This window comes from Vibrio sp. TRT 1302 (assembly GCF_050113875.1).
In the GTDB taxonomy this organism is placed as follows: Bacteria; Pseudomonadota; Gammaproteobacteria; order Enterobacterales; family Vibrionaceae; genus Vibrio.
Map to the genome: position 1 here is coordinate 74,673 of NZ_JBNJOF010000007.1, position 15,760 is coordinate 90,432.

Genomic DNA, 15,760 nt, shown 5'->3' on the forward strand with positions numbered 1-15,760 from the left:
ACACAAATAAGAAACAAAAAATTCACATATCGTCTTACAGCCCTTTAAACATAAAGATATTTTGATGAACAAGTCAGTAAGACACTTGGTTTATTAGTAATTTCGTATATGAGACCCTTGTAACATTTGTTAATAAAATGTGTTCAATTGATGTTCAATGTGTTCATAGAAGTGATATGTTAGATGAGCGTTTGTGATCATTAACGTTCACATACGAACAATTAGAATAATTACTTAATTCAGGCCAATTTAACGCTGCTAGTGGTCAAGACTATGGACAAAACACATCTATCTATGATTGAGCGATCCTGGCAAAGGTGCCGGGAGGCGGGGCTCGTTCACAATAGTCATCCAATAATTGAAATGGAGACCGGTCAGGCCTTTAGCCATACCCTTGAAGAACATTCAGGGCTATTAACCACTACCCAGCAAAAAGTCCTGCCCTTCTATGACAGCTTACTCGCCAACAGCAACTGCCTGATCACATTAGCGAACACCAATGGACAGGTGTTGAACAGTTGGGGTGAACAACGTTTCTTCTCACAACGACAGCCTCAAGTCTTTCAGAATGGCGTAAACTGGCAGGAAAACCTGATTGGTACCAACGCAATTGGTACAGCCCTAGAGACAGGTTCCATTGTTCAAGTGTTTCACGATGAACACTTCTTAACGTCTAACCGCTTTATGACGGGCTCCGCTGCCCCACTTTTTGATGCAGACAGAAAAATGGCCGGAGTACTTTCGATATCCAGTGACGCCTACATGCCAACCGCCCACACTCTAGGTATGGTAAAGCTGATGTCTCAGGCGATTGAAAACCAACTTATTGCATCCAAGTTTCAAGCAGATCACTATCTTTTGTGGTTTAACACTTCAGCGGAAAATATTGATAGCCAGTGGTCTTCCCTCTTGGTATTCAATGAACAAGGCGTGATCATTTCTGCCAACCGTCGAGCCGAAGTGGTCTTAGGGCAAGATCTGGCACTTCAGCGTTTAGATCAGATCTTTGATATTAGGCTGGAACAGTTACTATCCCATCCACCTTTTAATCCAGCAGCAATCACAACCCACTCTCGCTTTAGCTTTTTTGGTATTATTACACCGCCTAAAGTGCCTAAAGGGCGTCAACTCGATTACCGTAAATCGGCAGCCAAAAGCGATCTCGAAAACGCCAAAGCACCTCTTGACTTAGAACGACTCAACATGGGCGACCCAAGGCTGGCGAAAGCCATCGCTCAATCGAGCCGGATTCTCGATACTGACATCCCTATCTTGATTCATGGCGAAACGGGCGTCGGCAAAGAAGTATTCGTCAATGCACTTCACTTATCCAGCGAACGTAAACATGCTCCGATGATTGCAGTCAACTGTGCCGCAATTCCTGCCGAGTTAGTCGAATCAGAACTGTTTGGTTATGAAAAAGGCGCCTTTACGGGGGCGAACAATAAGGGCTATATAGGCCTAATCCGCAAAGCTGATAAAGGGACACTGTTTTTAGATGAGTTAGGCGATATGCCTATGAATGTTCAGGCGCGCCTGTTGCGTGTTCTTCAAGAACGTAAGGTAACACCTCTTGGTTCTACGACCTCTTATCCTGTCGACTTCAAACTGGTCTCTGCCACCAACCGCAACCTCAAACAAGATGTTGAAAGAGGCACTTTCCGACAAGATCTCTACTACCGAGTAACAGGATTGAACCTCTCATTGCCTTCACTAAGAGAGCGAACAGACAAAGAAGCCCTAGTGAAGTTTTTACTGGCTAAATACGCCCTAGATGGTGAGACACCTAATATCAGTCTCGAAGTGTTGTCGATGTTCAAATCCCACCCTTGGCCGGGAAATATTCGTCAGATGGTCAGTGTCATTCAGATAGCGCTAGCGATGGCTGGCGATGAAACCATTACCGTAGAACATCTTCCTGATGATTTCTTGCAAGATTTGCAACCGTCTCAGCCCGAAGTGTTGTCTCCGCCGGACCATCATATCGGTCTGCCTTCTAGTCGCAGCCAAGAAACCATGATCAGCGAAGATTGGATGGCGGTTTATGAACAAAACGGCCGCAATGTCTCTGCGACCGCTAAGGATTTGAACATTAGCCGCAATACTTTGTATAAGCGGCTAAGAGAGCAAGGAGTACGTTAATCAGTGAGAGACCAAACCTAATGCATGACTTACTGGTTTGTAGAAAGCGAGGTATCTTAGTGCAACATAGCCAACAACAACGGTTGCAACCACTAGCTCTAAACCCGCAAGCCAGTGAATTTGAGCAACATACTCACTAGCGATACCGACGCTCTCCATCCACACACTGAGTTTAAACAGAGCGGTAGAACCAATCACCATTGGGAAGGTGAACGCGGCATAACCCGGACTAAATGGCAGTCTAAGTAGTTTGATAAATGCCAGATAGATAATCGCTGTCATCAAGACTGCAATACCGAACAAAAGACCAATGATAACTGGCGATGGCTCAGCAGTGACCGTCAAGTAACCCGCAAGCGAAAGACTGGCAGGTGCTGCCATAATCGCCATGGTTGGTTTTGCAGCATCAGGAATTTCATGGGTGAACATCAAACGATAGATCATTAGAGGTAGCATAATCGCATATGCCAACATACCAAAGATAAGCGCGCCCGTCGCAACTTGAGTCAATGCTGGATTGCCCGAAAAAGAGACATCAGCAACGATGATTCCCACAGGTGGAACGAACCAGCTGGGTACCATATGGTGAAGCTCGAAATCCTGCATGCGATGGTAAGCAAAGCTGGTAAGAAACACGATATGTAGCCCTACTGCAAATAGCCATAACATGTCGCCCGCAAGTGGAATGAAATGCCCCAAAGAGTTCGATACCACCATAGTCGCCATCGCGAAAGTAGGTACTACACTTCCCACAACTGGGTGAGCAAGATCTTCACGTAATAGGTGGCGATGAAACAAGAATTTTACCGCGAGAACCAGCAACAATACGCTGGCAATTAACGCTCCAGACCACTGCGCGTAACCGTGAAAAGGGGCGGCATTTTCCCAACACCAACCTAAACTGGCAATCCCTAGAGCTAAGCCCGCCATAGGAGTAGGCGCACCCATCACTTTTGCTTTTGCTGCTTTAATCATTCTTGCCTCACAATCTCTTTAATTCGAGGTCAGTTTACGCTTGCCAAATGTTCGAAACTATCTAATTATTTAGAACATACGTTCAGATAAACTAAACACAAAATTATGGCCGCTAACATCTCTCTGAAACAACTAAAGGTCTTCATCGCCATCACTCAGCATGACACCCTGACGGCAGCGTCTGAAGCGCTGTTTTTGTCTAAAGCGGCCGTAAGCATGGCGCTCTCTGAACTTGAAAAACAGATCGGTCATTCACTATTTGACCGAGTAAACAATCGACTTATCCTCAATCAAGAGGGGCAGAAACTACTGCCTTTGGCGGATGAAATCATTGAGCGTGCGCAAGATATTGAACAGCTGTTCGATAATAATCAGGCATTGTCAGGCCAATTAAGAATTGGCGCCAGTGACACCATAGGCAACCAACTTGCCCCGTATCTACTCAGCGACTTTCGCCGTGAAACCCATCACCTTGCACAAAGCCTATTTATCTCCAACTCAGCACTCATCTGCGAAAAACTGGTCGACTATGAACTCGATCTGGCACTGATTGAAGGGAAAACACTGCATCCTCAGTTAATTTCAACTCAGTTCAGCGACGATGAAATGTGCGTCATTTGTGCACCAAATATGCCTTTTGCACAGCAAGGAGTCATTCCCGTTGGTGAGCTGGAGAATAGCCACTGGATCCTACGCGAGCCAGGATCCGGTTCCCGTGAGTTTTTTCTACGTGCCATCGCCCCAAGAATTGAACATTGGCAGGAGTCATTCCAACTCAACACCACGGAAGCCTTGATCAATAGCGTCTCTGCTGGATTGGGATTAGGTTGCCTCTCCAAATTGGCTGCCGAGCCAGCATTAAAAGATGGCCGCGTGGTAGAACTCCAGTTACCTCTCGATATGAAGCGCCGCTTCTGGCTACTGGTTCACAAAGAAAAATACCAAAGTCCCCTGCTGAAAACCTTCATTGAGTATTGTCATCAATGGCGCAAAGACTAGCCACTTGGATCTCAGAATTGGTCAGTAACCTAGACTTAATCGGTTAAAAACTGTATAAACAGACAGTAAATATTTTCAATAATTTGAGTTAGAGGACCAACCATGGCTGTAATCGTCAAGTACGTGGTAGAACGCAACGGAGAAGAGAAAATGACTTTTACCTCTAAAGCGGAAGCTGACGCATATGACAAGATGCTCGATATGGCTGATGAGCTTTTTGAGCTATTGGGTAAAAGTGAACTGCTAGAAGATGACGGCAAGCAAGAAGACTTGGCCATGTTCCTAGCACAAAACAAAGAAGAAGTGCTTTATGCACTTGGCGCAAAGCGTAAACCAACACCAAAGCAATCAAAAAAGATTGAAGCGGTTGAAGATAGCGAAGAAGCGCAAGACGACGCAGCGTAATCAAGCGATTCCGATTTGAAACCTCAGCCTCAAGCTGGGGTTTTGTTTTTTAAGGGGAAGTAAAAACCGCCACGTTTACCCTAATATGTTGCAATGGCACTGCTAAAATGACCTTACCTTTCCAAATGAGCAACAGCCATGAAATACCATATCGAAGTCTGCATTGATAATTTAGAATCCCTCCACTACGCCATCAAAGGCGGTGCTACCCGCATTGAACTCTGCTCATCACTCGCTTTGGGTGGTCTAACACCGAGTTTCGGCCTGATGAATAAAGCAGCTCAAATAGCCTCGATTCCGGTTTACGCTATGATTCGCCCTCGACAAGGGGATTTTGTTTACGACCAAGATGACATTGATTCTATGTTGCTGGACATCGAAGCCGCAGCAGAAGCAGGATTACAAGGAGTGGTTCTTGGAGTCCTAACTCCAGAAGGCAAGATCGATATGCTCGCGGCTCAGCAATTAGCCGACAAAGCGAAAATCTATGGACTCGGAATCACTTTCCATCGTGCCATCGACCAATGTGTTGATTGGCAACAAGCAATAGAAGACATTGTTTCACTAGGCTGCGAACGCATTCTCACCTCAGGTTTGGCTGCCAATGCCGAGCTTGGAATCGACGTTTTAAAACAGATGGTAACCACGGCTGATGGACGTATTTCCGTCATGGCTGGCGCTGGGCTAAACGAAGAAAATGCGCAATCCATCGTAACGCAAACCCGGGTTAGAGAAGTTCACCTATCCGGAAAGACGACTCGTCCTAGCAAAATGCAAACCCAGAACAATCAGACCAAAATGGGCAATCAAGATACCGATGATTACCTTATTCCCGTCACAAGTAGCGAAGCTATTGAAAAGGTAGTGAAAGCTCTCAGTTCTTAGCCATATCACTCTCATACAGATAAAACTAATGCTAACCTTTTGATAACAAAGGAGTGCATTATGGGCGACGGTAAACTAACTAAAAAATACTACGAGAACGAACTTCAACGATTGCAAATCGAGTTAGTCAAACTGCAAGAGTGGGTTAAGCAGGAAGGACTCAAGGTCGTGGTTATCTTTGAAGGTCGTGATGCTGCAGGGAAAGGCGGTGTGATAAAACGCATCACTGAGAAACTCAATCCTAGGGTATGTCGGGTTGTCGCCCTACCGGCCCCTACAGAAAAAGAAAAAACTCAGTGGTATTTTCAACGCTACGTTGCCCATCTGCCAGCGGCTGGCGAAATCACTCTGTTTGATCGAAGCTGGTACAACCGAGCGGGGGTTGAAAAGGTGATGGGGTTTTGTACTCCCGAGCAGTATGAAGAGTTTCTAAGATCTTGCCCTGAGTTTGAACGCATGCTGCAACGTTCGGGCATTATTCTACTCAAATACTGGTTCTCCGTTTCCGATGAAGAGCAAGAGAAACGCTTTTTAGGACGTATAAATACGCCTATCAAACGCTGGAAATTTAGTCCAATGGATCTTGAGTCTCGCAATCGATGGGCAGAGTATTCAGAAGCGAAGGATCAGATGTTCGCTTACACTGATACCAAGCAGTGTCCTTGGTGGGTAGTCCCTTCAGATGATAAGAAGCGAGCGCGACTTAACTGTATCAGCCACTTACTTGAACAAATTGAGTATCAGGAAATTTCCTACCCAAAAATCGAGCTACCAGAACTCAACAAAGAAGGCTATATTCGAGCTCCACTTGAAGAGCAAACCTTCGTTCCACAGAAATACTAGGGCAGAAAATGGCAAAGGATCTGTTTTACAGCTTAGATTTAAACCTGTTACGGACATTTCTAGTTCTTTCTCAAGAACTCAACATGCGTAAAGCTTCACAACGCCTGTTTGTCTCCCAGCCTGCAATCAGTCAAGCCCTGCAAAAACTACGTAACCATTTTGATGATGAGCTGTTTGTCAAAGTCCCTAAAGGGCTGGAGCCGACACCATTTGCCCATCAGTTGGCAAACTCAATCACTCCACATCTTGATGGACTGGCAAAGGCGCTTAATCAGGTCGATACGTTTGATCCCAAAACGCTCTCTGGTTCCATTAAAATTGCCGTAGCGCCTATTGTATTAACTTGCCTCTCTGGTGCGCTATTTCTACGTTTGAGAGAGCAAGCTCCCAATTGCACTATTGAATTGATCGGCTGGCAACGCTCTACTTTTGAAGAAATTATAAAGGGTGAAATACTGCTCGGAGTCAATCTCGAAAGCGAAGCGCAACAAAATATATATCAACAAAAACTGGTTGAACTAACAGGAAAAATCATCGTTCGAAAAGACCACCCAGTAACCAAAAAACAAGTCACGTCACATGACATGGCTCCCTACCCTATCGCTTCAGTTATCACCCCAGGTTGGAACGATAATTTTGTTTATGCCGCTGAGCTGATGAAACAAGAAGGGGTAGCTCCTGAAGTCGGATTCCGATCAGAATTTGTCATGGCGGTGGTAGACGTCATTCAACATAGTGACTTTTTCTTGCCTCACTCTAACTTATTTCCGATACAAAACTACCCAACCCTTAAAGCACTTGATGTCACAGTGCAAGGCCAGCCCTATCTTCACAATGTATACAGTTTTTACCACTGTAAATACCGCCAAACATCATTGATTGAGTGGCTCCACCAGCAAATTCAACATGTGCTTAACCAGCAACTCGCCAAACCAGTATAATGAAAAGCCCCGAGCATAATCTGTCTATCACGCTCTATTCTCCTTCATCACTCCATCTCACTTCGAAAAACGTCATTCAAATTTTTATTGGCCACAAGTAAGAAGCAATGCTTATCAGATTAATAAGAGATACTAATTAGTACCTATCTGGCTTAGTGCTTAACATTTCCTCACTAGAGCAAAGATACCAAGGATGGACAAGCATTACTGCGCTTCAGTTTTAGAAGCCATTGCTCCAAATTACGGCTCAATCTTTGGTACCTATCATGAAAAAACAACTGTTAACTCTGGCTCTCTTGGCTCCGATGACGGCTGGTGCGACTGGCTTACATATTTCACCAGAACTCAAACTGGGGCCTTATCTTGGAGCAGGTATATCAGGCGCGGGACTGCAGTTAGGATTAACTGATATCGCAGGGCTAGATGCTTTGTATCTCAGCTATTCGCATACTTCAGCAGAGATTCTGCTAGATAAAGATCGCTTTAAAACCTACCGTATTGGCGGTCAATACCAGTTAGTTGACCGACCAATGAAGATGGCACTTCAGCTAGAAGGTGGGGTTGTTGAGTATCAAGGGACTCGTGATTACATCTGGTCGAGTGAATCTAAGTATACAGAGGCCACTGGAGCCACTGTTTCAGCGGCTTGGGTGGTATTTGTTAATGACAATATCGGCTTTAGAGTTGGCAGTGACGTCCACTATATTGATCAGAGCAAAACACTGTTGGGGACGCACTGGTCAGCCACTTTTTCCACTGGGGTCGTTTTACACTTTTAACGCAATGCGTCATCAATGCTTTGTTCGCCCAAGTGGCGAACATCTTTGCCTTTCACAAAGTAAATAATGTATTCACAGATGTTCTGGCATCGATCGCCAACCCGTTCTATTGCACGCGCAGACCACATAACTTGCAAAATGCTTGGAATATTTTTGGGGTCTTCCATCATGTAAGTCATTAACTGACGAATGACCGCTTCATATTCCGCGTCAAGTTTATCATCGAGCTTGTACACTTCTGCTGCCGCATCAACGTCCATACGGGCGAAAGCATCCAACACTTGGTGCAACATACTAATTGCGTGGCGGCAAAGAGGTTCTAATGAGACATGAAACTGACGTTCTTTCGTCGTTGGCGATTTAATGGCCGCATGCGCAATTTTAGCCGCTACGTCACCGATACGTTCGAGATCTGTAATGGTTTTGATGATCGCCATAACAAGACGCAAATCTTTCGCGGTTGGCTGGCGCTTAGCAATTATGCGAGTACAAGCTTCATCAATCGACACTTCCATCGCATTAACTTTGTGATCATCTCGAACCACTTGTCTTGCGAGTTCAATATCATCTTTGTACAGAGCTTGCATAGCAAAAGAGAGCTGTTGCTCAACCAAGCCGCCCATAGTTAAAACATGAGTTCGGATCGATTCTAACTCGACATTAAACTGACCTGAAATATGACGTCCAAAATTCATAGAATCTCCGTTAAAACTGCTTAACCATATCGACCAGTAATGTAGTCTTCGGTCTGTTTTTTCAATGGTGAAGTGAAGATAGAATCCGTATCAGAATACTCAATCAATTTTCCCATATGAATAAATGCGGTGTGATCACTCACTCGCGCGGCTTGTTGCATGTTATGTGTGACGATGACAACGGTATATTGAGTTTTCAGCTCGTTAATCAACTCTTCTATCGTCAACGTAGAGATGGGATCGAGCGCCGATGTCGGCTCATCAAGTAGCAATACTTCCGGTTCAATCGCAATGGCTCTCGCAATCACCAGTCGCTGCTGCTGACCACCAGATAGTCCAAATGCATTCTCGTGTAAACGATCTTTCACTTCATCCCAAAGCGCTGATGCTCTAAGAGCTCTTTCTACCGCATCATCAAGTGAGCGGCTATTTTTAACACCTTGCAGACGCAGACCGTAAACCACATTCTCATATATTGATTTAGGAAATGGGTTGGGTCTTTGGAAAACCATCCCTACACGGCGACGCAAAGTTGCAACGTCTACATCTGGATCATAGACGTTTTTTCCATGAAGTCTGACTTGCCCCTGCACTTGGCAGCCTTCAACCAAGTCATTCATTCGGTTTATACAGCGCAGAAGCGTGGATTTCCCACATCCTGACGGACCTATGAATGCAGTGACTTGCCCCTTAGGGATTCGCATCGAGACTCCACTCAATGCCTGCGAACTCTTGTAGAACAAGTTTAAATCCTCGATCGCAATCGCCGTTTGCTCATCGCTCAAATTGTTCACATCTAACGGCGCGTGGTAGCCGAGTGTTTGATTGACAGAAAACATGTTTAATCTTGTCCTAATGTTCGATATTTTTCGCGCAAATTATTACGAATACTAATCGCAGTGAGGTTCAGCCCTACAATCACTGTTACTAATAAAAAAGAGGTCGCATAAACCAGCGGTCTTGCACTTTCAATATTTGTGGTCTGAAAGCCCACGTCATAAATGTGAAAACCTAAGTGCATGAATTTACGTTCTAAATGCAAAAATGGGAACTGATTATCAACCGGCAAACTCGAAGCTAGTTTCACGACCCCGACTAACATCAAAGGAGCGACTTCTCCTGCCGCCCGCGCCACCGCCAGAATCAGACCTGTGATGATTGCGGGACTCGCCATCGGCAAGACTATTCGCCACATAGTTTCAAATTGCGTTGCGCCTAACGCCAATGAACCATGACGAACTGAGTTCGGAATTCGAGTTAAACCTTCTTCCGTTGCAACAATCACAACGGGTAGCGTTAACACGGCCAACGTCAGTGCCGACCATAGTAGCCCAGGCGTACCAAATGTCGGTGCAGGCAAACGCTCTTGGTAAAAGAGTGCGTCTATTGAACCACCTAAGGTATAAACAAAGAAACCAAGGCCAAAAACACCATACACAATGGACGGTACCCCAGCGAGGTTAATCACCGCGACTCGAATCAAGCGAGTGAAGGCATTGTTCTTAGCATACTCATGAAGGTATATCGCTGCAATGACACCAAGCGGCATAACGATAACAGACATGATCAGTACCAATAACACGGTTCCGAACATTGCAGGAAAAACCCCTCCTTCCGAGTTTGAATCACGAGGGTCTTCTGACAAGAACTTCCATACCTGCTTAGCCCAACGAGCTAGCTTTTCCAAAGTACTCATCTGATTCGGATACCAAATATCTAAGACTTGATTCAGCGGTATCATCACTTGTTGTCCGGTCATGTCTTCGACAATCATCCCCTGATTTGCCAACTGACCGCGCAAGTAATCGAGTTTATTTTCTGCTGCCGCTAGAGCTTCAACATAACGACCACTCTGAGTTTCGTAAAGCGCTTCAAACTCATCATCTAGCTTTCCATTCAGAGTGCGTTTGCGCTTTTCAAGTCTCAGTCTCTCCGCTTGAGCACTGATCACTCGGACATCGCCTTCAATTAGACGTTCAATCTCTTCGCGTAACTCATTGGCAAAATCCAAGCGGTCGCGAATCTCACTGGTTAAATCCGTTGATATTGTTCCATCTGGGTATAAATAGCCGATAGGATTGGCATAAAAATCACCATCGCGAACTCTCTCGATGACAGCCCACTTAGCGGGTGTTGTTGGTTCTTCAAGATCAATAGAAAGCAACGAAACAAAATCCGCATCGTAGAGATCGCGGTTAGCCACCTTAATGTTCAAGCGCTTCACCAACCCCTTATCGATCGCTTCCTGGGGCAATGTAACGTTCATCTCGGTTAAGTGGCTAACTGGCACATATTCAGTCGCATAGATTTGCCCAACGAGAGTATTCCCCTGTGAAGTCTGCCACTGATACAAAGGCGCAGGCCAGAAATAAGAAAGTCCTTTCCAACCAATCAGCAGCAATAGCCCTAACACAGAAAGCAGGCTGACGCTAACTGCACCACCTGTTAACCATATCCATGGAGAGCCTGATTTAAACCACTTAATCACGTTGAACACTTCCTAAATTTTGACCGTTAAAGTGAGCGATACTTTTCACGTAAACGTTGACGAACATATTCTGCTAAAGAGTTCACCGCAAAGGTAAATACCAACAATATCAGCGCCGCTAAGAACAACAAGCGATAGTGCGAGCTACCGACTTCAGACTCCGGCATCTCAACGGCAATTGTTGCTGATAACGTACGCATCCCTTCTAAAATATTCCAATCCATGATTGGCGTATTACCTGTCGCCATCAACACAATCATGGTTTCACCTACCGCGCGCCCTAGCCCCATCATAATGGCAGAAAAAATACCTGGGCTGGCGGTCAATAACACAACATGTATCAGTGTTTGCCATGATGTCGCCCCCAGTGCCAAAGAGCCATCGGATAGATGTTTAGGTACAGAGAAAATCGCATCCTCCGCAATAGTAAATATGGTCGGAATCACCGCAAAACCCATCGCGAATCCCACCACGAGTGCATTTCGCTGGTCAAAATCGATTCCATGCTCGGCAAGATAAACTCTGACATCGCCTGAAAACAGTAACGCCTCGATGCTGCCACTTTGAGACAGAATAACCGCAGTAACGATAACAATTGCGGGCATTAAAATTGCGGCATGCCATCCATTAGAGAATCGTCCAGTCAACGCTTTGGGAAGACCATGCCAGACCAAACCAATCACTACCGTCGATAGCGGTAAGAAAAGCATCAGGGCAACGACTGCGGCTAAGTGACTTTCGACAATAGGAGCAAACCACAAGCCGGCAAGGAAACCGATAATAACCGTCGGCAATGCTTCCATCAGTTCGATCGACGGCTTAACGACTCTACGCATTCTAGGTGTCATGAAATACGCAGTATATATGGCCCCTAATACTGCAATCGGCACAGCAAATAGCATCGCAAAAGCGGCGGCCTTCAGCGTCCCAAATGCAATCGGAACCAGACTAAATTTCGCTTCAAACTCTTCACTCGCCGACGTGGTTTGCCAAACAAACTCCGGTTCCGCATAACTTTCATACCAGACTTGCTGCCAAAGTGACGATAACGAAATTTCAGGATAAGGATTATCCACTACCGCAAGATCTAATGAACCGTCTGTCAGCGCAATGAGATAAGTCTCATTGTTTGACATCGCTGCTATTTGCGGAGCTTTTTGATATGCACGCTCAAACATCACGAGCTTTTCGCTGGTCGTGTAGTGGCTCTGAACCGTGCCGTTTATATAGAAGCTATAAAACCCTTTGCGATAACTGTCTGGCAGAAGAAATTGCAATTCTGAGGCAAGATTGAACTGGCGAATAAAGGTAAGTGAACGCTTACCTTCATTGATAACGTCAAACCACTGAGAGACCAAGCCATCGCGGTAAGTAACCAGCAACGAGTATGCCCCAGAAAGTAAGTCAATATTCATTACTGAATGTTGGGGATTTCCCTGACTCAAGTCGACCACTTCACGCACTGCAAAATTTTGTGACTGACGAACCGCCACAATCAATTCGGAGCCAGAACGGAGGTAAAGAGTTTTACCATTTGGCGTTAGTATCAACTGTTCAAGGCTGGATATAGGCGATAGAAACGTAAACGACTTAACCTCGCTGCCATCTTGCCATCGGACCATAACCGTTTGGTCATCGTACCAACCCGCCAAGGTGAGGTCGTCACTATTCGCGAAGGCAAACTTTTTAAGATCATTCCCTTCGCGGTAAAGATTGAAAGGTAGAGACAACTCCGTCACGCTTGGTGAGAATTTACGGTTACCTTTTTGCAGCTCAGAATCTAAGTTAGGCTTGAACAAAGTCACTTCCCCTTGCTGGGAAGCATAAGCAAACCACCCAAGCACAGGGATGGTTTTAGCAAACAGATCACCCGAACGACCAAGTTGTTCCGATAGCACAGGCTTGCGTTCAGGATCGGTTAACGACCAGAAATTGAGCTTACCTTGTGACGACAGGACAAAAGCATTTTCACCATAATCATCGACACCCGCCGCAAGAGCTTGCGTTGCTTGTATCTTTATCGAACGTACATTAGGTGTGAATTTTGCGTCACTAAACAGTGGCAAAACCATCATGGCGAGATAGACAAAAATCAACACCAACGCGGCAAGAACACCAACGCCACCAGCAGATACAGTGAAACGAACCAATCGATCTTTTATCAATCGCTTTCGATCACGTTCTCGCAAAGAAAATTCTGCCTGTGTCATTCCTGTCTCTTACCTATTTTTGCCCTAGGGTATAATATTTCTATAAGGTGACAATTATATTACAGTTCCCATTAAACAACTGAAAACAATGCAATAAAATTTGCAATAAAAATGTCATATAAACCCCTTAAGTTGCTATCCAAAGTGAGTGAGGAGGAGCTTCACTCGAGTCCGTCAAGTAGGTCATAGGGTAAGATCATGAGCACAGAGAAGCTGTATATTGAAAAGGAATTAAGTTGGCTTTCTTTTAACGAACGGGTCTTGCAAGAGGCGGCCGACAAACATGTCCCACTGATCGAACGAATTCGATTTCTTGGTATATTTTCCAATAACTTAGATGAGTTCTATAAAGTACGATTTGCCGATGTCAAACGCCGAATTTTGATCAACCAAGAACGTGGTGGCAATGACAACTCCAAACATCTATTGACCAAAATGCAAACCAAAGCGCTGCGCCTTAATGAGCGCTTTGATGAGCTCTACGCGGACTTGATTCGTGATATGGCCCGAAGACGCATATTTCTTGTTAACGAAACTCAACTCAGTGAAGCGCAGCAAGTTTGGGTACGAAAATATTTTCGTCATCAGGTTCTGCCCCACATCACGCCCTTGATGCTTCGTGATGATATTGACGTTTTGCAGTTTCTCAAAGATGAATATGCCTATATCGCCGTTGAGCTCGAACAACAGGAGTTCAACCAATACGCACTGATCGAAATCCCAACCGATCACCTGCCACGTTTTGTGATGGTACCTGAGCAGAAAGGAAAACGACGTAAAACGATCATCTTGCTCGATAACATCATCCGATATTGTCTAGATGAGCTTTTTAGCGGATTTTTTGAATATCAGAGCCTCAATGGCTACGCGATGAAAATGACACGCGATGCAGAGTACGACTTGAGTCACGAGGTTGAATACAGCCTACTTGAACAGATGTCAGAAGGCGTAAGCCAACGTTTAACCGCTATGCCTGTGCGCTTCGTTTACGAAAGAGAGATGCCTAAGGAAATGCTCGATTTCTTATGCGAAAAGCTCAAAATATCAAACTACGACAGTTTGATTCCTGGTGGTCGTTATCACAACTTTAAAGACTTTATTGCTTTTCCTAACGTCGGCCGAGACTACTTAGAAAACAAGCCGTTACCGCCAATGGAGTGTGCGGACTTTGAAGGGTACGCCAACAAATTTGACGCCATCAAGGCGCAAGATATTTTGCTCCACTACCCTTACCATACCTTTGAACATATCAGTGAATTGGTACGTCAAGCATCGTTCGACCCGAAAGTGCTAAGTATAAAAATCAATATTTATCGCGTCGCCAAAGACTCGCGTTTAATGAACTCACTTATCGACGCCGTACACAATGGAAAAAGCGTTACGGTAGTCGTCGAACTTCAAGCACGTTTTGATGAAGAAGCGAATATCGAATGGTCCCGCGTTTTGACGGAAGCTGGCGTAGAAGTGCTCTTTGGTGTTCCAGGCCTTAAAATTCACTCCAAACTGCTACTGATAAGTCGTCGAGAAGAGGACGACATTGTGCGTTATGCGCATATTGGTACGGGTAACTTTCACGAGAAAACCGCACGAATCTACACCGATTTTTCGCTATTAACCGCTGATCCAGAACTCACCAATGAAGTGAGTAAAGTCTTTGGCTACATTGAGAACCCCTACCGACCTATTAGGTTTAATCACCTCATCGTTTCGCCAAGGAACTCCCGTAAACAGCTCTATCGCCTCATTGATACCGAGATAACCAACGCTCAAGAGGGCAAAAAGGCTGCGATTACGCTCAAAGTCAACAATCTAGTAGACAAAGGCTTAGTCAATAGGCTCTACGAAGCCAGTTCAGCAGGCGTTGAAATTAAAATGATCATCCGCGGAATGTGTTCACTTGTTCCTGGTGTCGAGGGAGTCAGCGACAATATCAAAATCATCAGTATCGTTGATCGATTCCTTGAGCACCCTCGAGTGCTGATCACCCATAACGCTGGTGATCCTCAGGTCTACATCTCATCCGCTGACTGGATGACGCGAAACATTGATTATCGTATAGAGGTCACAGCGCCAGTCCGTGACCAACGACTTAAACAGCGCATTATTGATATCATCAACATCCATTTTACCGATACAGTAAAAGCGAGATGGATCGATAAAGAGATGAGCAATCACTATGTGCCGCGTGGAAACCGCAAGAAAGTACGCTCGCAGATTGCCATTTACGACTATCTTAAACAGGTAGAAAGACAAACTAGGAACCAGAAACGCAAAGCACAGTTACATACCCATCTTGAGCAGTAGCTTTGCCGATGTTGGTAAGGACTCCATCACTCTATTCACGACGGAGTGAAGGGGTAACCGCCAAGTGTGTACGTGACTTATTTAGGTTGGAATA

At 45.1% G+C, this 15,760-nt stretch carries 13 protein-coding genes; 8 read left to right on the top strand and 5 right to left on the bottom strand.

Features of this window, described 5'->3' with window-relative positions:
• Positions 1–273 precede the first annotated feature (273 nt).
• Positions 274–2,142, top strand: a complete 1,869-nt coding sequence (locus ACQEXP_RS11300) for a sigma-54-dependent Fis family transcriptional regulator (protein ID WP_426969917.1) — start codon at positions 274–276, stop codon at positions 2,140–2,142.
• On the opposite strand, the gene ACQEXP_RS11305 is transcribed toward ACQEXP_RS11300, so the two are convergent.
• The gene (locus ACQEXP_RS11305) at positions 2,143–3,117 is read right to left on the bottom strand and encodes a TDT family transporter (protein ID WP_426969919.1); all 975 of its coding nucleotides are present in this window, start codon (positions 3,115–3,117) and stop codon (positions 2,143–2,145) included. It lies immediately after the preceding gene.
• 105 nt (positions 3,118–3,222) lie between these two features.
• Here ACQEXP_RS11305 and ACQEXP_RS11310 point away from each other — a divergent pair, with 105 nt between their 5' ends.
• The 6 genes from ACQEXP_RS11310 (at position 3,223) to ACQEXP_RS11335 (ending at position 7,969) form a co-directional block, all read left to right on the top strand.
• Positions 3,223–4,116, top strand: a complete 894-nt coding sequence (locus tag ACQEXP_RS11310; protein WP_269377634.1) for a LysR family transcriptional regulator — start codon at positions 3,223–3,225, stop codon at positions 4,114–4,116.
• Between the two features lie 102 nt (positions 4,117–4,218).
• Positions 4,219–4,521 (top strand): YebG family protein, encoded by a 303-nt coding sequence (locus tag ACQEXP_RS11315; protein ID WP_331426669.1) that lies wholly within the window; start codon positions 4,219–4,221, stop codon positions 4,519–4,521.
• Positions 4,522–4,659: 138 nt separating this feature from the next.
• Positions 4,660–5,406, top strand: coding sequence for a copper homeostasis protein CutC (locus ACQEXP_RS11320; protein WP_426969921.1), 747 nt, complete (start codon positions 4,660–4,662; stop codon positions 5,404–5,406).
• A 60-nt stretch (positions 5,407–5,466) separates the two neighbouring features.
• Positions 5,467–6,249 (top strand): polyphosphate kinase 2, encoded by a 783-nt coding sequence (gene ppk2 / locus ACQEXP_RS11325; protein WP_426969923.1) that lies wholly within the window; start codon positions 5,467–5,469, stop codon positions 6,247–6,249.
• 8 nt (positions 6,250–6,257) lie between these two features.
• The gene (locus ACQEXP_RS11330) at positions 6,258–7,190 is read left to right on the top strand and encodes a LysR family transcriptional regulator (protein WP_426969925.1); all 933 of its coding nucleotides are present in this window, start codon (positions 6,258–6,260) and stop codon (positions 7,188–7,190) included.
• A gap of 266 nt (positions 7,191–7,456) precedes the next feature.
• Positions 7,457–7,969, top strand: coding sequence for a hypothetical protein (locus tag ACQEXP_RS11335; RefSeq protein ID WP_426969927.1), 513 nt, complete (start codon positions 7,457–7,459; stop codon positions 7,967–7,969).
• Here the strand turns inward: ACQEXP_RS11335 and phoU are convergent.
• Genes phoU through ACQEXP_RS11355 form a run of 4 tightly spaced genes read right to left on the bottom strand, consistent with a single transcriptional unit; the run spans position 7,966 to position 13,362 of the window.
• Entirely contained in the window at positions 7,966–8,664 is a 699-nt protein-coding gene (gene phoU / locus ACQEXP_RS11340; protein WP_426951006.1) for a phosphate signaling complex protein PhoU, read from the bottom strand. The two genes, ACQEXP_RS11335 and phoU, sit on opposite strands and share 4 nt — an antisense overlap.
• 20 nt (positions 8,665–8,684) lie before the next feature.
• Complete coding sequence (pstB, locus tag ACQEXP_RS11345) at positions 8,685–9,503, bottom strand: phosphate ABC transporter ATP-binding protein PstB (protein WP_269377649.1); 819 nt, start codon at positions 9,501–9,503, stop codon at positions 8,685–8,687.
• 2 nt (positions 9,504–9,505) lie between these two features.
• Positions 9,506–11,152 carry a phosphate ABC transporter permease PstA gene (gene pstA / locus ACQEXP_RS11350; RefSeq protein WP_269377650.1) on the bottom strand — a complete coding sequence of 549 codons (1,647 nt, stop codon included), beginning with the start codon at positions 11,150–11,152 and terminating at the stop codon, positions 9,506–9,508.
• A 26-nt stretch (positions 11,153–11,178) separates the two neighbouring features.
• The gene (locus ACQEXP_RS11355; RefSeq protein ID WP_426969929.1) at positions 11,179–13,362 is read right to left on the bottom strand and encodes an ABC transporter permease subunit; all 2,184 of its coding nucleotides are present in this window, start codon (positions 13,360–13,362) and stop codon (positions 11,179–11,181) included.
• Between the two features lie 198 nt (positions 13,363–13,560).
• On the opposite strand from ACQEXP_RS11355, the gene ppk1 reads away from it, so the two are divergent.
• On the top strand, positions 13,561–15,666 hold the full coding sequence (ppk1, locus tag ACQEXP_RS11360) for a polyphosphate kinase 1 (protein WP_269377652.1): 2,106 nt from the start codon (positions 13,561–13,563) through the stop codon (positions 15,664–15,666).
• Positions 15,667–15,760 lie beyond the last annotated feature (94 nt).